Source organism: Dorea sp., from assembly GCF_977044405.1.
On the sequence record NZ_CDRRQK010000014.1, the window covers coordinates 1 to 16,895 of the forward strand.

Annotated in this window: 16 protein-coding genes; 5 read left to right on the forward strand and 11 right to left on the reverse strand. The window is 38.2% G+C overall.

Translation table 11 applies throughout. From position 1 onward, the window contains the following. Positions 1-40 precede the first annotated feature (40 nt). The 5 genes from tnpA to ACWJAF_RS07745 all read right to left on the reverse strand — a co-directional run bounded on the left by tnpA (position 41) and on the right by ACWJAF_RS07745 (position 4,607). Entirely contained in the window at positions 41-409 is a 369-nt protein-coding gene (tnpA, locus tag ACWJAF_RS07725; RefSeq protein WP_448863122.1) for an IS66 family insertion sequence element accessory protein TnpA, read from the reverse strand. A gap of 319 nt (positions 410-728) precedes the next feature. Further along, on the reverse strand, positions 729-1,595 hold the full coding sequence (locus tag ACWJAF_RS07730) for a hypothetical protein (protein ID WP_448863123.1): 867 nt from the start codon (positions 1,593-1,595) through the stop codon (positions 729-731). A 95-nt stretch (positions 1,596-1,690) separates the two neighbouring features. Then, positions 1,691-2,497: a hypothetical protein gene (locus ACWJAF_RS07735; protein ID WP_448863124.1), complete on the reverse strand. Its 807-nt coding sequence runs from the start codon at positions 2,495-2,497 to the stop codon at positions 1,691-1,693. Between the two features lie 74 nt (positions 2,498-2,571). Beyond that, positions 2,572-3,903, reverse strand: a complete 1,332-nt coding sequence (locus ACWJAF_RS07740) for a sensor histidine kinase (RefSeq protein WP_296032565.1) — start codon at positions 3,901-3,903, stop codon at positions 2,572-2,574. After that, positions 3,900-4,607, reverse strand: a complete 708-nt coding sequence (locus ACWJAF_RS07745; protein ID WP_296032567.1) for a LytR/AlgR family response regulator transcription factor — start codon at positions 4,605-4,607, stop codon at positions 3,900-3,902. Before ACWJAF_RS07745 ends, ACWJAF_RS07740 begins: the two co-directional genes overlap by 4 nt. Before the next feature lie 145 nt (positions 4,608-4,752). Here ACWJAF_RS07745 and ACWJAF_RS07750 point away from each other — a divergent pair, with 145 nt between their 5' ends. Continuing rightward, positions 4,753-5,682, forward strand: a complete 930-nt coding sequence (locus ACWJAF_RS07750) for a hypothetical protein (RefSeq protein WP_448863125.1) — start codon at positions 4,753-4,755, stop codon at positions 5,680-5,682. A 484-nt stretch (positions 5,683-6,166) separates the two neighbouring features. On the opposite strand, the gene ACWJAF_RS07755 is transcribed toward ACWJAF_RS07750, so the two are convergent. Further along, positions 6,167-7,627 (reverse strand): aspartate ammonia-lyase, encoded by a 1,461-nt coding sequence (locus tag ACWJAF_RS07755; protein WP_448863167.1) that lies wholly within the window; start codon positions 7,625-7,627, stop codon positions 6,167-6,169. A gap of 343 nt (positions 7,628-7,970) precedes the next feature. Here ACWJAF_RS07755 and ACWJAF_RS07760 point away from each other — a divergent pair, with 343 nt between their 5' ends. From ACWJAF_RS07760 to ACWJAF_RS07775, 4 genes are all read left to right on the forward strand, one after another. Further along, positions 7,971-8,435, forward strand: coding sequence for an Lrp/AsnC family transcriptional regulator (locus ACWJAF_RS07760; RefSeq protein ID WP_448863126.1), 465 nt, complete (start codon positions 7,971-7,973; stop codon positions 8,433-8,435). A 162-nt stretch (positions 8,436-8,597) separates the two neighbouring features. Beyond that, the gene (hydE, locus tag ACWJAF_RS07765) at positions 8,598-9,665 is read left to right on the forward strand and encodes a [FeFe] hydrogenase H-cluster radical SAM maturase HydE (protein WP_448863127.1); all 1,068 of its coding nucleotides are present in this window, start codon (positions 8,598-8,600) and stop codon (positions 9,663-9,665) included. A 51-nt stretch (positions 9,666-9,716) separates the two neighbouring features. Continuing rightward, complete coding sequence (hydF, locus tag ACWJAF_RS07770) at positions 9,717-10,943, forward strand: [FeFe] hydrogenase H-cluster maturation GTPase HydF (RefSeq protein ID WP_448863128.1); 1,227 nt, start codon at positions 9,717-9,719, stop codon at positions 10,941-10,943. A 45-nt stretch (positions 10,944-10,988) separates the two neighbouring features. Continuing rightward, entirely contained in the window at positions 10,989-11,486 is a 498-nt protein-coding gene (locus ACWJAF_RS07775; protein ID WP_448863129.1) for a GNAT family N-acetyltransferase, read from the forward strand. A gap of 476 nt (positions 11,487-11,962) precedes the next feature. Here ACWJAF_RS07775 and ACWJAF_RS07780 read toward each other — a convergent pair whose 3' ends face one another. The 5 genes from ACWJAF_RS07780 to ACWJAF_RS07800 form a co-directional block, all read right to left on the reverse strand. Then, positions 11,963-12,688 carry an NAD-dependent protein deacylase gene (locus tag ACWJAF_RS07780; protein WP_448863130.1) on the reverse strand — a complete coding sequence of 242 codons (726 nt, stop codon included), beginning with the start codon at positions 12,686-12,688 and terminating at the stop codon, positions 11,963-11,965. A 131-nt stretch (positions 12,689-12,819) separates the two neighbouring features. After that, positions 12,820-13,476, reverse strand: coding sequence for an HAD family hydrolase (locus ACWJAF_RS07785; protein ID WP_296094338.1), 657 nt, complete (start codon positions 13,474-13,476; stop codon positions 12,820-12,822). A 2-nt stretch (positions 13,477-13,478) separates the two neighbouring features. Further along, positions 13,479-13,934, reverse strand: a complete 456-nt coding sequence (locus tag ACWJAF_RS07790; protein WP_296033191.1) for a MarR family winged helix-turn-helix transcriptional regulator — start codon at positions 13,932-13,934, stop codon at positions 13,479-13,481. Between the two features lie 57 nt (positions 13,935-13,991). Further along, the gene (locus ACWJAF_RS07795; RefSeq protein ID WP_448863131.1) at positions 13,992-15,161 is read right to left on the reverse strand and encodes an NAD(P)H-dependent flavin oxidoreductase; all 1,170 of its coding nucleotides are present in this window, start codon (positions 15,159-15,161) and stop codon (positions 13,992-13,994) included. Positions 15,162-15,171: 10 nt separating this feature from the next. After that, the gene (locus tag ACWJAF_RS07800; RefSeq protein ID WP_448863132.1) at positions 15,172-16,884 is read right to left on the reverse strand and encodes an acetyl-CoA carboxylase carboxyltransferase subunit alpha; all 1,713 of its coding nucleotides are present in this window, start codon (positions 16,882-16,884) and stop codon (positions 15,172-15,174) included. Between the last annotated feature and the right edge of the window lie 11 nt (positions 16,885-16,895).

Below are 16,895 nucleotides of genomic sequence, written 5' to 3' on the forward strand. Positions count from 1 at the left end.
CCTGTTACGATATAGATTTCATCGGCGGCTGTGATATCCCCTAACATTCCAACTCCTTCACAATGCGAAGCGTTTGAGCCAGAAGCTGAGGATCTGTTCCATTTGGTATTGTTAGATGAAAGCTTCCTACGGACAGCTTCATTGGCTCTGCTACAGAAAGGTTATTTCTTTCCGTAGCTGCCGGAATTATATTTAATGGCTGTTCATAAGGAATCGGGTCAGTATCATGAAAATCCACTCTGACAACTTCCTGGCTTTCTGGTGCACGATAGGTGCTTCCAGTTGACGCCGGCAAATCCACACAACCTTTCTGACGCAGTCTTTTTACCCAGTTGTAAAAAGTTCCTGGCTTGATATCATGTTCCACACACCATTGATGATCTGTCAATCCACTTTGACGACATTCCATGATGAGACGGTATTGTTCTTCAGCAGGTATTCTTTTGCTTCTCATGAGCACACCTCCATAACTTGAATAGAGTAAAATGCTCGCATCTATCATTTCTAGCAAGAGAAAATGAAGTGAAATGCTTGCATTCTCTAATGATTATTATGGATTGATTTTTAGGGCAACACAATCCGTCGAATTATTTTGCGTTTACTTTATAATAAGCAAAGGGTATAGAACATAACATCTTTCTTGCCTGTTATATTCTATACCCTTTTCTTCTATTATTTATAACTCTTCTTTACATTCACTCTGGCTCTTTCGCAACCAGTCAATTATCCTATCGATCTCTTCCCTTTTTTCTTCTATTATCTTTCCAGCTCACAATCACACCCACGATCAGGAATACTACACCTGTTCCGGCAAATATGCATCCAAGCCACAAGAACGATCCGAGACTTACACTGATCGTACGTCCCAGCATCCGGTTTGATAAGAATGCCATGGCTTTATTTCCAAGCAGTCCGATTCCCGGTGCAAAGATGATTCCGCAGAGTACACTTTCTACTGCAAGCGAGAAGATTCCTCTATATCTTGGACTTCCTAAAAGAATCGTCAGTATTGCACATAAGATTATGATAACTCCTGCTGCAATTCTGCATTCCTTTGATACAAGTATCGTATAGACTTTCGCAACCTTCCCCTGCATAGTATTGGTATCTTGCATATCTCCATAGATTCCCGATGCGTAATTGTTTAATACGTTCTGTACATCTTCGGCCTCTTCTTTCAGATGACTTTTCATCATGTTCAGCATATCTTCATTCAGTTCCGTATTCGTATCCTGAATTTCCTGCATACTATCTTCCAGAAGTCTGTCCAGTTCTTTCGATATATCCACATCTTTGTAATCTTTTCCTGCTGCCAGATCACTGATCATCTCGTCCATGATCTTCTCTGTAATATTCTGGACTTCTTCGTTCTTCTCGATCTTATTCTGAATCTTGGCGATCCACTGCGTATCATCTGCTCCTGCATAGCCAAATACTGCATCCATCATCCTGTGTGAAATTGCTGTATCAATTCCGGCCTGGCCAATTGCTTCTACCAGCACCGGCTTGGCCAGGAAGCTTGCTCCTAAAACCGATACACTTGCAATGAACACAATGCCAATCAGTATCGTTAATATTCTTTTGACAATTCCCATAATCTGTTCCTTTCTTATGATTTTTCTTGTGTGGTTTCTTTACTCTCTTAACTATATACTTATATTTAAAACGTATATGGTTGAATTGTCAAATTTTATTTTTTAAAAATGTATCTGCCGATTCCTGCCTGTACTACCTGATTCCATTCTTCCAACTCTAAGGCGTAGACATATTCTCCCGCATTTGAATTCACATCAAAAACTCTGGCTTTTGTTATTCTTTCATTTTTTGTATTTTTCATACTCTCTGATGGATCTGTGATTACTACAATGGATGGTTTTGATTTTTTCAAATATATAGTTGAAGTTTTATTATACTCCGGCTCCATTGCAACCGACTGATCAGTCAAGACTCTTATCCCACTTTTCGATATATACACCGCTCCAGTTCTTTCTCCTTCCGGCCCTGTTACCCGATCAAACTTTTTATATTCCTTATCGAATTTTAATTTCACAGGTACTTCTGCTTTTACCTTTTTACTATTAGAATCTATTACTTTAACGGTAAGCTTACCTTCTTTTATTCTGGCATATCGGTCCGTATAACTAATTCTTACTTTCTGGGTACTTCCACCATAATCTATTTCATAGCCCCGGCATTTCAAATTACGTTTTCCATCGTATATCGCAATTGAATTACCGACATCAACAATAAAATCAAACCCATTTCCAATAACATCATCCGATGTTAAAAATAGTTTTTTTAACCCGCCGCCCTTATATACAATTTTTAAATCTACCATTCCCGTTCTGGTATTATAGTTGTATGTTGCAGTACTTCCTTCAATCCGGAAGTCTTCATACATAATACTTTTTGTTGCTTGGTTGAAATACACATATCCTACTACTACGAGCAATATTAAAAGTATTCCTGATAATAGAATACAAATTTTCTTTTTCATTTGAACGCATCACCCAGGTCATATTACACCCTTTCTTTTTCACTTTGCAACAATTCGGTATAATTGGTTCAATTTCAAACATATTTGGCTATTTCTCCAATTGGCAAATATATGTGTACACAAAACATATCGTCTTCTTCATATATTTCCCACATTCCATGCATGTTTTCCACAATTTCTTCAACTATTTTCAGACCCAGTCCATGGTTCTCTTTATTCGCTTTTTTCGTGTCCAGATTACTATTATTTTCTAAAACAGAATTCTCTATATGATTTTTAATACAAATATCTATATCGCTACTTGTTTCTACAACTTGACAAATTATTGTTTTCTCACTTTTATTATTTTTTGATGCTTCAATCGCGTTATCCAGCAAATTAAATAAAACGCTGGCAACTTCTATTCCATTTATTTTTAAATCACCCAATACATAACAGGAGATATCTATATTATATCGTTTGCTTTGATATATTTTCGTATTTAACACTGCATCTATGATCGGACATTTTGTTTTTATATATTCTTGCTCTATTCCTTCTTCTCCTGCCATTTTATTTAAATATACTTCCAACTGCTGAAGTTCTTGTTTTCTCAGTAAATTTTTCATATTCATGCAATGATTTTTGTAATCATGATGTAATTTTTTAATTCGTTGTTCTGCATCTTCAAGTTCTTTGATTCTTCGTCCGTTTTCTTGATTTTGCAAACTAACCAAATTCATTCTCATTAATCTCTCATTTTGTTTACAGATATCATATATTGAATGTATAACATATATATTTAACAGCAATATTCCAAGAGAAATCAGATTAAGCAAATAAAAAGTAGTGCGTTCTATGGTTCTAACACTAAGCATATATAAAATGCACATTTCCATGACTATTGTATATATAATTAAAATATTTATTTTTACGACCTGCGTGGTCGATAAATAGAGATATAATTTCCGAATAATATTCTTAATCCGATTCAAAATAACCCAAAAGATGACTTTCGAAATAACCATTGCAATAATAAAAGCATAATTTGTAGTATCAATAAAATCTCCCACCGTAGTATGACAAAATAATACAACAACCTGTATCAATGCAATATTGATTAACGAAATTAATAAAAACGGCATAATACATGTCAGGATTTTATTCTTCAATTCACCGTTCAAGCACACACAACTGAATCCGGTTATTATAAGTAAATCTGCTATAACAATAATTAATTCCCCATTATTTATTATTTCCTTGCTTTGGGCAAGTCCAAATAATATTATCGTTAATATAGCGAAACATTTATTTTCATGTGTTATTTTTTCTTTCCATCCCAAACTACTGCATATAAAATCTATTACAATTATTATTTCAAATAAACTACATATTTCCCCCACGACAAAATTTAAGCTTTCCATCATTTTCTCCTGCTGATCATAAATTGTTCTTTCGTCATCTTTCTTCGCTCTCTGCTTATTGGAATTTTTCTTCCATCCACCAGAACAATATAATCACTTAAATATTCTTTACAATATCTAAGTGACACTATATAAGCGGCATGAGAACGTACAAATCCTAATCCTGCCAGTTCACTTTCATAATCCCTGATATTCTTTCTAACTTCAATAATATTCCCATCCCTTAAATGTATATAACTGTAATGCTTATATTTTTCTATATACATAATTTCCTTAACAGCAATATGTCGAATTTCATTCCTGATATGTATTTCCAATACCATTTGACTTCGACTTCTCATTTTCAAAAAACTGTTTATCGCTTTAAAAAGGTCTTTTTGCATAGTTTTCTTTCTAACAATCCAATACGGTCCATATTCCATTGAGTCCAGCGCAAGAGAATCATATGCCGTAACTAATATTACCATTTCATTACGTTGTGTCTTTTCTAATTCTTTCATAACATCGATTCCACTTTTTATCGGCATGTCTATATCCATAATTATTAATTCATCATCTCTGATCATGTAATTCTTTAAAAATTCTTCACCATCTCTGAATTTTTCTATTTGAAATTGTATTTTCTTCTCATTACATGCCTTTGTCACTATTTCTTCCATTTCTTGAACCATAATGCTCTCATCATCACAGATTGATATATGTAACATAACTTTCCCCCTCGTATTTTTATCTATTTAGTTTATCTTTTACTTTTTATTCAACCTCAAATACCTTTTATTCCATCTAAATTTATTTCTCTTTTACGAAATGTTATATTAAGATATCAAAATTATTTTGTAAAGGAGTATATTTATGCATAAAAAACATCACAAATATTTTCCACTTTTTTTATATTTTTCATTTATTACAATATGTATAATTATTTATTTTATATTAAATATGTATTCTTTAAAATTACAATCAAAAACTCAAATATTACTTTTATTCTTACTATCTTCCTTATTTGGGCTATCGATTTCTATCTCAAAATTTGAATTTTCAAAAAAAATACGTTTTCTTACTTTGTGCATCATAGTAATTATTACTTCTAATATTTCAAACGAAAAACGTATCACCAACACTATTATTATGGACAATGGTACTTTTATTGCTCAATTTGCATCTACAGCTCCACAGCCAAAATTTTATGAGCCATGCTATGTATTTCTAAAAAAGGAATTTCAGTGGGATTCAAAACACGAATTGGACCTTTTAGAAAATAAATACGATATGAAATTCCAGCTAAAAAGCACCACAAAAGACAAACGTATTTATTACCCTGAAAATCATATCAATACAAACATTTATATCATAGATCCGCCTACCCCTTCTAATATATACGGAACAGACACATTTTCTACTGAATTAGTAACTTCTTTAGAACAAGAAATGCTTAAGCACCAAAAATCAAATATACAATTAATTGAAACAGATAATAAAATTATCTTACTCTGTCCTTCATCAATGGTACAAGAAGATTTTGCAAAATCTGTTCATTATTTAATAAAGAAAATTCAGAAATACCCTTTATTAAAAAAATCTAAAGTTACTATTTATTATAAAATACAAGATTCAGGAACTCAGTCGGAGTTACAAACAATTACGATAAACAATACACTTACTTTTCTTGAAGCCAAAGAGCAAAATAGACGCCTTTCTTTAAAATATTTAAAAAGCCAAATATATATCTTATATTATCAACTAAGTAAAGATGTTTCTTCAAACACATCTGATGTCCTTTAATACTTTTGGATAAATAGTAAATTACTATAAATTCACTCAGATAGAAAATTTTCTGTTACTGTTCACTGGTAACAATTTTCTCTTATGAGTGAATTTATTTCTTTACATAAGCAATAATATCTGTTAATCTATATCATACTTGAGGGGAATATCTAGTATCTAAAACTCTAAGGTCTATAAGACCATCGGTAATCGTTTCATATTCAGAAACAAATATCCGAAATATTTTTAATCAATGCTCAAAAAAATTTATATTCTATGGTATTTGTAGATGATTTCAAAAAGTAAAATTAATTAATTTATTAATTATCATTGCAAATTTAAGTCATCCATAAATTTTCTTAACAAAAACCGCTCCACAATACCGTTGTCAGGATATTGTGGAGCAATTTTTATTGCTATGTATTCGTAAGTAGATGCCAGTGGCAGGTCCTGTAGATCGCCATGCGTTTGGAAGGAGTTACCCGTGGCAGGTTCTCTTTATTTATACTGTACATTTCTGATATACAGGTCTCAAATTATCATTGGTAAATGCTGAATGTTCATAATAAGTTCGTTCAAAAGCCTTCCCTGTCATGGTATAAGGATCCAATAACCTGTCAGCCTCTTCTTCCGTCACATATCCTTCCTTAATAGCCAGTTCACGAACCGGTACATTCATCTTCAAAGATTTTTTAGCCAGTGCAGCTGAAGCAGTATATCCAATTGACGGACAAAGAGCTGTTGCGATACCGGCACTTGCGTTTACCAGATCTTTGCAGTGTTTTTCATTTGCTGTAATTCCAAGAATACAGTTATCCGTCAGCGTCTGAGCAGCATGACCTAAAGTTTCAATAGATTCAAATAATGTATAAAAGATTACCGGTTCAAAAGCATTGAGTTCTAACTGTCCGGCCTCTGCAGCCATCGTAATTGTATAATCATGTCCGATAATGTTAAAAGCGACCTGGGATACAACTTCCGGAATGACCGGATTGATCTTGCCAGGCATAATAGATGAACCGTTCTGTCTTGCCGGAAGATTAATCTCGCCGATACCAGTCTTTGGACCACTGCTTAAAAGCCGGAGATCGTTACACATTTTCGAAAGATTCACAGCGCAGGTTTTTAAGACACCAGACACCGATACAAACCCATCCAGATTCTGTGTGGCATCAAACAGATCATCTGCCAGATAGAAGTTCCCTTTTGTGATTTTGTTCAGATTTTTACAGATGTTTTTAAGATATAACGGACTTACATTGATGGAAGAGCCGATAGCGGTTCCTCCCATATTCAGCATTTCCAGCGTATGTATGGCATCTTCCAATCTTAAAATGTCTCTGTGAAGGACAGAGGCATATGCGTGGAAGGACTGGCCGAGACGCATTGGAACGGCATCCTGTAACTGAGTACGTCCCATCTTTAAAACCGAATCAAATTCTTCTGCTTTATCCATAAGTGCTTCATAAAGACGTTCCAGTTCTTTGATAGCACCGGTAAGTAAAGTAATTGCTGTAAGTTTTCCGGCACTTGGAATGATATCGTTGGTGGACTGAGCCATATTAACATGATCATTCGGGTGAACGATAGAATAATCACCTTTTGTTCCGCCAAGAATTTCAATCGCACGGTTGGCAATCACTTCATTTGCATTCATATTTGCGGATGTTCCGGCGCCGCCCTGTATGGCATCTACAATAAATGAATCTGTATATTTCCCTGCAATCAGCTCGTCACAGGCTTTCATAATTGCTGAAGCAATATTCAGTGGAAGAAGTCCTGCATCGCGGTTCGTGATGGCTGCGGCCTTTTTGAGTTTTGCCATACTTTTTATAAATTCAGGATGTAATTGCTGGTGTGTGATTGGAAAGTTCTCTTTTGCCCTTAATGCCTGAACTCCATAGTAGGCTTCTGCCGGGACTTCCATTACACCAATTGAATCTGCTTCTGTTCTTGTTCTCATCATGATTACATCCTCCTGCTTGTCGTTAAAATGATATTATCAGAGATCTTTGTTTGGTATTTGTAAGAGCTCTGTCTGAATTATGTTGCATAGGTTACACCTGTAAGTCGTATTTGTAAATAGATAAAAAAAGAGTGTGAAAATAATTTCAATTTTCACAGATATTACTTTTCATTTTTAAGAGATGAAGTATCTGACTTTATTTTCTTAAGTCTAAGTCCCGAAAAGATTGTACTTTTATCAATACAAACGTGTACTTATTAAGTAAAGAGTGTAAGAATAGAATTATAGAAAATTCAGGAAAACAAGCAATAAGTAAAAATCTAAGAAAGGATGTAGACATATGGACCACATAGATGAGCATTTGATTTATTTACTGCAGAAAAATGCAAGGATGTCTTTGAAAGATCTGGCAAAGGAAGTATATTTATCAACACCTGCAGTTTCGGCCAGAATCGAAAAGATGGAACGAGAAGGCGTTATAAAAGGGTACGGAGTCAGAATCGATCCACTAAAGCTTGGATTCCACATCACAGCATTTATCAATATGGAATTAGAACCCGTACAGAAACCGGAATTCTATCCTTTTATTGAAAGTATTCCAAATGTGATCGAGTGTAATTGTGTGACGGGAAACTATTCTATGCTTATGAAAGTAGCATTCCCAAGTACAATTGAGCTTGATGGATTCATCGGTCAGCTTCAGCATTTTGGAAAGACTCAGACCCAGATTGTATTCTCTACACCGGTTGAACCACGGGGACTCAATGTAGAAGCATTGGAAGAAAATGATGAAGCACATACTTAATAAAAATATAACACAGATTCATTTATGAGTTATCATTGCAAAAAACATCCTGCAATTTTATAATGAAAAGAAAAATACAAAAAGTTACCATTTACAGGATAGAATTTTCTGAATCGGAAATTTTTATAAAATCAAAACGAACAATAAGATAGGATTCCTTATATGAATACAACGTATTTACCTTTAAAATATTTAATCGATAAATTACATAAAGAACAAACGCTTGCAAAGGAAGAATGGATTACACTGATCGATGGACGTACACCTGAACTTTCAGAATATCTCTTTTCTCTTGCACGTGAAGAATGTCATCGGTATTACGGGCATGATGTATATGTCCGCGGGCTTATCGAATTTACCAATTATTGCAAAAATGACTGCCTTTACTGTGGAATACGTAAAAGCAACAGTCATGTACACCGTTACCGTCTGACAGAAGAAGATATTCTGAATTGCTGCAGAGAAGGGTATGAACTGGGATTTCGTACCTTTGTCTTACAGGGTGGGGAAGATGGATATTATACAGATGAACGGATCATCCATCTGGTTCGGACGATCAAAGACCGGTATCCGGATTGTGCAATTACCCTCTCTATTGGTGAAAAATCAAAAGAAAGTTATAAGGCTTATTACGATGCTGGTGCTGACCGTTATCTGTTGCGTCATGAAACATATAATGAGGAACATTATCGTAAGCTTCATCCATCCAATCTGAGTGCCAAACACAGACAGCAGTGTCTGCGGGATCTGAAGGAAATCGGCTATCAGGTAGGATGTGGCTTTATGGTTGGTTCTCCGTATCAGACTACGGAACATCTGGCAGAAGACATGCTGTTTATGAAAGAATTGAATCCACATATGATCGGAATCGGTCCATTTATTCCGCATCATGATACACCATTTGCGGATGAAACGGCGGGCACGTTGGAGCTTACTTTATTCATGCTTGGTCTTATCCGTCTCATGATACCCAAAGTATTGCTTCCGGCTACAACCGCACTTGGAACCATTCATCCAAAAGGACGTGAGCTTGGGATAAAAGCGGGGGCGAATGTTGTCATGCCAAACCTGTCACCGACAAAAGTCCGTAAAGATTATCTGTTATATGATAATAAAATCTGTACCGGTGACGAATCCGCCCAGTGCAGACATTGTCTGGAAATGCGCATGAAATCCGTCGGATACCAGGTGGTAACGAACAGAGGTGATTCTTTGAACAATGAACCATAACATTTACGGATCAATGAGTTGTCCTCTTAACAGAAAGCGAGGTATTTTAATATGAGTTTAAACAGCACACCTTCCTCTGAACGTACACATATAGGAATTTTTGGCAGAAGAAATGCCGGAAAATCCAGTTTGATCAATGCTCTCACGGGACAAAATCTTGCAATTGTGTCAGATGTTCAGGGAACTACGACCGATCCGGTTCTGAAAGCAATGGAACTTCTTCCACTGGGACCGGTTGTTATGATCGACACTCCGGGGTTGGATGACGAAGGAGAACTTGGAAAGCTGCGGATTCAAAAAGCGTATCAGGTTCTGAATAAAACGGATATTGCAGTTCTTGTTATCGACGGAACCACTGGATTTACCACACAAGATGAGGCGATTCTTAACCGGATTCAGGATAAGAACATTCCGCTTCTGCTGATATTTAATAAATCTGATATGGTTCCTGAATCTGTTCAGACAGAGATGATTCTGTCCGCACAGGACAAATACCAGATAGCACAGAAAAATATTTTATGGGTAAATACAACGGAAAAACATCACATTTACGAATTAAAGGAACAACTGGCAAGGCTTGTTCCTTCCGGAGATTCTTCCCGGTTCATTGTCCGGGATCTTGTAAATCCCGGGGATTTTGTTGTGCTTGTTGTACCAATTGATTCTGCGGCACCGAAAGGCAGATTGATTCTTCCACAGCAACAGACAATCCGTGATCTTCTGGATGCGAATACTACTGCGATTGTTGTAAAAGAGACAGAACTTCGTAGTACACTGGAATCACTTGGAAAGAAACCGGCACTTGTAATTACAGACAGTCAGGCTTTTAAAGAAGTGGCAAAAGATACTCCGGGAGATATCCCGCTAACATCTTTTTCCATTTTATTTGCAAGATATAAAGGAAATCTAGAAACGGTTGTACATGGTGCAAGAGCACTGGATACGTTAAATGATGGTGATACACTTCTGATCAGTGAAGGATGTACGCACCACCGGCAGTGTGATGATATCGGCACTGTGAAACTGCCACGCTGGGTACGGGAATATACCGGTAAAGATGTTCAATTTGAATTTACCAGTGGAACGGAATTTCCTTTAAATCTGGATAAATATAAAATGATCATCCACTGTGGCGGCTGTATGCTGAATGAACGCGAAATGAAATACCGGCTGAAATGTGCCGGTGATGCAAAGATTCCTATTACCAACTATGGAACTGCGATTGCTTATATGAAGGGCATTCTGGAACGGAGTATTGAAATATTCCCACAGTTATAAGCAGGGTTCCCGAAAACGCATGATGAATTAAAAAGGAGATTTCATATGTTTATTAGAAAAGCAACCTCAAAGGATCTTCCAGACATCCTTGCCATCTACAGTTACGCCAGAACATACATGAAAGAACATGGTAATCCAGATCAATGGAGAGATAGTTATCCACCGGTTGAACTCACTACGCAGGATATTCATACCGGATGCTGTTATGTCTGTATTATACAGGAAAATGAGCAGGATAAAATTGGCGGCGTATTTTATTTTCATCAGGAGGACGATCCGGATTATAAAGAAATTGACGGTGCATGGTTAAATGACGATACATATGCTGTTGTCCACAGAGTTGCTACGGCGCCTGACACAAAAGGTGTAGCTACTTATTGTCTCAACTGGGCCTATGAGCAGTTTCAGAATATAAAAATAGATACACACGACGATAATATTCCGATGCAGCATTTGCTAAAAAAATTAGGATTTTCTTGTTGTGGACATACCACACTTGCCAATGGAGAAGTGCGGCTTGTGTATCAGAAATGTATTGGATGATTTTCAACTTGAGCTTGTGATATGGAGGTATATATGCGAAAAAAATATATTTATTTTACCTTTCCTGTAGCAATATGTATTTATTTGTTAATGATGTTTTTTAACATTTATGCGCTTCCTTTTCTGATCCTGTTTACATTGTTTTTATCTGCTAATATTATAAATAGTATTCATAGTATTTTTTGCACAGATAATCCGAATGTAATGGGAATTGCCATAATAGCCAGTGTCATTTATCTTTTTATGATTGGACGAAATTTATTTTTGATTTTATTTAGTGTCTCTGTTAATTTGGGATATTTTCATGCATATTAGACATACGGAGCCACGGGGACGTGAATTTCTGGCTTTTTTAATGTCCCTGGTGGCTCTTTTTATGATACTCCCGGAGTAAGCACTCACAGTTACGCCTTCCACCTATTTCATACACTACCGCACGCCAGTCACGACATGAGAGGCCACAATAAACAAGTGTATTAAACAGCAATTTTTCCCAAAATCTCCCCAATCGGTGCCCCTATCGTAAGTTCCGCTCCAACCTCTCTGGCTGTCGCACTTTTATTAATAACCACCAGATGCTTTCCGCGGAAATAGTCGATGAATCCCGCTGCCGGATATACAACCAGTGAAGTACCGCCAATAATCAGCGTATCCGCTTCACTGATCGCCTTAATACTCTTACTGATCACGTCAGAATCCAGTCCCTCTTCATAGAGAACAACATCCGGTTTGATCATTCCGCCACAGGTACATCTTGGGATTCCATCTGCGTGCTTTACATATGCCGCATCGTAAAATTTGTGGCATTTCATGCAGTAATTACGGTGAATACTTCCGTGAAGTTCCAATACATTCCGGCTTCCTGCCACCTGATGCAGTCCATCAATATTCTGCGTGATCACAGCCGTTAATTTTCCTGCTTCTTCCAGCTCTGCAAGTTTCAGATGTGCCGCATTTGGCTTTGCATCCAGGAACATCATCTTTTCTTTATAGAATTCATAAAATCCTTCCGGATTATGCATGAAGAAACTATGACTTACAATCTGCTCCGGTGAGTATTTATACTTCTGTTGATACAAGCCGTCCGCACTTCTGAAATCCGGAATATTACTCTCCGTCGATACACCCGCTCCTCCGAAAAATACAATTCTTTCACTGTCATCAATGATACTCTGTAATTTTTCTACTTCACTTTCATACATCAGTTTTTCCTCCTGTCTCCACTCTACAGTTGCACATCATGCTATGCACAACACACTTCTACTACACCAATATACAGAAATAACTGTCCGCATAATCAACTTCTGCACGACAGTTATCTCAGTTATTTCTCTTATTTATGATTCTCTTTTTCAATCCAGTCAATGACTTCGTTAAGTGTCGGAAGTTCTGCTGATATTCCTTCTTTTGCCTCGTCCGGCACAATTGCCTCATCCGGAATATAGATTGTATATCCACCGGCTGCTTTACCAGCTTCCAGTCCAGGCGCACTATCCTCTAATACAAGACAGTCTTCCGGCTTCTGTCCGATAAGTTCTGCCGCTTTCAGGAAAATATCCGGTGCCGGTTTGCTGCGTTCGATCAGATCACCATATGTATATCCGGTAAACATCTCATATACTCCGGCTTTTTTAATGATCATCTCTGCACGCTTCTGTTCTGTAGAAGTTGCCACTGCTGCCGGTATTCCATTTGCATTCAGATATTCCAGCAATTCAACCAGTCCCTCTTCCAATGGAATTCCGTCTTTGGTTGCCATTTCAAAATATTCATGCTTTACCGCCCTGGTCTTATCATAATCCAGTCTGTCACCAAAATATTCTGTGAATTTATTACGGATTGCTGTCGGATTGGTTCCACGGAATGCATCAACCAGTGATCTTGGAAGTTCTACGCCAAGCTTCTCTCCTGCATACATCCATCCTTTTGTAGAAAGACGTTCTGTATCGAACATCGTTCCGTCCATATCAAATATAACACCTTTTACCATAACTAAGACTCCTTATTCGCACTGTAACCGGTAAAGAACTCCGATAATGCATCCAGTGTCTTTACAAGAACCGGTAATTCTGTATCATCCAGCTTATCCAGAATTGCCTGCGTCATCTGTCTGTGGTAATCTTCATGATGGTGATAAGCTTTTACACCCTTTTCCGTCAGTTTTACAAGAACGACCCGGCGGTCTTCCTCACTTCTGTGACGTTCCACATATCTTTTATTCACCAGACTGTTCATGGCTGTCGTAAGTGATCCTACGGTAATATTAAGTTTCCTGGCAATGGAAGACATATTATTCCCTTCTCCAAGCCCGACTGCTTCTATTACATGCATATCATTATTCGTCAGATCCTTGAATTCATCCGTAATAATTGCCTTTTCTTCCAGCTCCCATATTTCATTGATCAGACTCACCAGCGTCTGATTGATCATCTTATATGCGTCATCCATTCCCATCTTCCGTATTATCCTTTACTTTCACCCTTCATTCTTTACTCTTGTCTTTTATTATACCCTTTCTGGTATCAGAGAATCAATAACTTCTTTTACAGTTTCCAGACGAGTTGCCTGATATGCATAGGCACCACAGAAAAGTAACGCATCATCAACCTTTCCTTTTGCCGCATTGATGAGTGCCTGTGTAATACAGTACGGTGTCGTTCCCGGATTACAGTGCTTCAGACATTGGAAACAGTGAGCAGGTTTCAGCCTTCCAAGTTCTTTTACTTTCTTCATAAATGGATTCAAGATTGCACGCCCCGGCATTCCAACCGGACTTTTTACGATCACAATATCTTCTTTTTTTGCATTCAGATATGCTTCTTTATACCGGATATCCGCATCACATTCTTCCGTCGTAACGAACCTTGTCGCCACCTGTATCGCATCAACTCCAAATGAAAATGCATGCGTGGCACTTTCACGGTCATGGATTCCACCTGCAAGTGCTACCGGTATTTTTTTAGCGTATTTATTTGCAAATGTATGAATAACCTCTATAATCTTTTCGATTTCTTTTTCATACTTTGTATTCTCAAAAGGTTCTACATATCTTCTATCTGTATTTCCATCCGGCACAGGTTCAAAATATCTATTCTCTTTTATTCCGGAATCTTCCTGTCTGCCAACATCTATCCCATATTCCTCCAGCTGCTCTTCATGAAAGCCCAGATGTCCCCCGGCAAGTGGTCCTTCAATCACTACCAGGTCCGGGATTCTTCGGTACTTTTTATCCCAGTACTTCAATATTACATTTGCTGATTTTGCCGTTGACACAATTGGTGCGAGCAGGATATCAGAGTCTCCCACATATTTGGGAAGATCGGTCGGAAGTCCGGCTCCTGATACGATCAGATCTGCTCCTGATTCTACTACTGCCTGCACATATTCTTCATAGTGCTCCATGGCAACCATCAGATTGAATCCGATGATTCCATCCGGTGCAATTTTCCGTGCTTTTTCATATTCTGATTTGATGGCTCTTAGGTTGGCCTTTAACGGATCTTTTTCAAAATCTTCATCTCTATAGCCAGGCTGGGCGGCAGAGATGATCCCTATGCCGCCCTCTTTTGCAACTGCTCCTGCCAGATTTCCAAGGCTGATGCCAACTCCCATGCCCCCCTGGATAACTGGAACTTTTGCAATCTTTTCTCCTATTTTCAGTGGTTGTATTTTCATATATTTCTCCTCACATGCTACGGAAACGTGCATACCTGTGGTCTAATAACTCTGTCTCCGATAATGCCTCATATTTCAAAAGAAACGTATCAATTGCTTCATCCATCTGCGCAATCACGCCGTTCATATTCTGCACCGTATAATCTTCCGGTTCTTCAAAAACACGCTCTACAATTCCCTGTGCCTTAAGATTTTCCGCAGTCAGTTTCATTACTTCCGCAGCTTCTTTTGCCTTGGAACTGTCTTTCCAGAGGATGCTTGCGAATCCTTCCGGTGAGAGAATGGAATAGATTGAATTTTCCAGCATCCAGACTTCATCTGAAGTTGCCATCGCAAGTGCACCGCCGCTTCCGCCTTCACCAATGATGATAGAAACCACTGGAACCCTTAACCCGGACATCTCATAGATGTTTCTGGCAATGGCTTCCCCCTGTCCTCGTTCTTCTGCTTCCAGTCCGCAGAATGCTCCCGGTGTATCGACAAGACAGATTACAGGACGGCCAAATTTTTCCGCCTGCTTCATAAGTCTTAATGCTTTCCGGTAACCTTCCGGCTGTGGCATACCGAAGTTTCTTTCGATATTTTCCTTTGTATTTCTTCCCTTGGCCTGTGCGATTACCGTTACCGGCATGCCATGGAATCTTGCCACGCCGCCAATGATGGCTTTGTCATCTGCAAAATACCGGTCTCCGTGAAATTCTATGAAGTCTGTAAATAATGCATCAATATAATCACTGCCTACCGGACGGTCTTTGCGTCTGGAAAGTTCTACTCTCTGCCATGCAGTCAGCTCATTTTTCTGGCTGTCTAGATTGTTCAGATTCACTTCTTTTCTTCCATACTCTTCACTGTCTTTTATGTTTTCTCCTGCGTCATGAAGTGCAAGAATCTTAGAAAGTGTCTCTTTCATCTGTTGACGCTCTACAATTGCATCAAGGAATCCGTGTTCTAACAAGAATTCTGCTCTCTGGAAGCCTTCCGGAAGTTTCTGTCCGATGGTCTGCTCGATCACTCTTGGTCCGGCGAACCCGATCAGAGCTTTTGGCTCTGCCAGGATCACGTCTCCGAGCATCGCAAAGCTTGCAGTTACCCCGCCAGTTGTGGGATCTGTCAGTACACTGATGTAAAGAAATCCTGCATCACTGTGGCGCTTAAGTGCTGCGGAAGTCTTTGCCATCTGCATCAGAGAGATGATTCCCTCCTGCATACGGGCCCCCCCTGAGCAGGCAAATAAGATGACCGGAAGTCTTTCTTTTGTTGCCCGTTCTACTGCCCTTGCTATCTTCTCTCCAACTGCTTCTCCCATACTTGCCATCAGGAATCTTCCATCACATACTCCGATAGCCACCTCGCGGCCGTCAATCTTTGCTTTTCCTGTTACGACTGCTTCCGAAAGACCGGTCTTTTCCTGTAAGTTTTTAAGCTTTTCTTCATAGCCTTTATATTCCAGTGGATTTCCTCCCTGAAAACCTTCATCCCATTCTTCAAAAGAACCTTCATCTGTCACCATTTCGATCCTTCGTCTTGCATGCACACGGAAATATCCTCCGCACTTCGGACAGATATAATAATCTCTCTTTACATCTTCTGCAATAATCGCTCCTCCGCATTTATTACATTTGCGAAGTAATCCTTCCGGAACTTCCGGTCGTCTGGTAAATGTAATATAATTCTTTCTCCCGACAGCAATTCTGGTCTTTTTAAATACGTTGTCCAGCTTCATCAGCAGTCACC

Coding starts and splice junctions, on each gene's coding strand:
- ACWJAF_RS07740 (WP_296032565.1), bottom strand. CDS start 3,903: ATGATGGAAAGCTTAAATTTTGTCGTGGGGGAAATATGTAGTTTATTT.
- ACWJAF_RS07790 (WP_296033191.1), bottom strand. CDS start 13,934: ATGGATGACGCATATAAGATGATCAATCAGACGCTGGTGAGTCTGATC.
- tnpA (WP_448863122.1), bottom strand. CDS start 409: ATGGAATGTCGTCAAAGTGGATTGACAGATCATCAATGGTGTGTGGAA.
- ACWJAF_RS07750 (WP_448863125.1), top strand. CDS start 4,753: ATGCATAAAAAACATCACAAATATTTTCCACTTTTTTTATATTTTTCA.
- hydE (WP_448863127.1), top strand. CDS start 8,598: ATGAATACAACGTATTTACCTTTAAAATATTTAATCGATAAATTACAT.
- ACWJAF_RS07755 (WP_448863167.1), bottom strand. CDS start 7,627: ATGAGAACAAGAACAGAAGCAGATTCAATTGGTGTAATGGAAGTCCCG.
- ACWJAF_RS07760 (WP_448863126.1), top strand. CDS start 7,971: ATGGACCACATAGATGAGCATTTGATTTATTTACTGCAGAAAAATGCA.
- ACWJAF_RS07730 (WP_448863123.1), bottom strand. CDS start 1,595: ATGGGAATTGTCAAAAGAATATTAACGATACTGATTGGCATTGTGTTC.
- ACWJAF_RS07745 (WP_296032567.1), bottom strand. CDS start 4,607: ATGTTACATATATCAATCTGTGATGATGAGAGCATTATGGTTCAAGAA.
- ACWJAF_RS07795 (WP_448863131.1), bottom strand. CDS start 15,161: ATGAAAATACAACCACTGAAAATAGGAGAAAAGATTGCAAAAGTTCCA.
- hydF (WP_448863128.1), top strand. CDS start 9,717: ATGAGTTTAAACAGCACACCTTCCTCTGAACGTACACATATAGGAATT.
- ACWJAF_RS07780 (WP_448863130.1), bottom strand. CDS start 12,688: ATGTATGAAAGTGAAGTAGAAAAATTACAGAGTATCATTGATGACAGT.
- ACWJAF_RS07785 (WP_296094338.1), bottom strand. CDS start 13,476: ATGGTAAAAGGTGTTATATTTGATATGGACGGAACGATGTTCGATACA.
- ACWJAF_RS07775 (WP_448863129.1), top strand. CDS start 10,989: ATGTTTATTAGAAAAGCAACCTCAAAGGATCTTCCAGACATCCTTGCC.
- ACWJAF_RS07735 (WP_448863124.1), bottom strand. CDS start 2,497: ATGAAAAAGAAAATTTGTATTCTATTATCAGGAATACTTTTAATATTG.
- ACWJAF_RS07800 (WP_448863132.1), bottom strand. CDS start 16,884: ATGAAGCTGGACAACGTATTTAAAAAGACCAGAATTGCTGTCGGGAGA.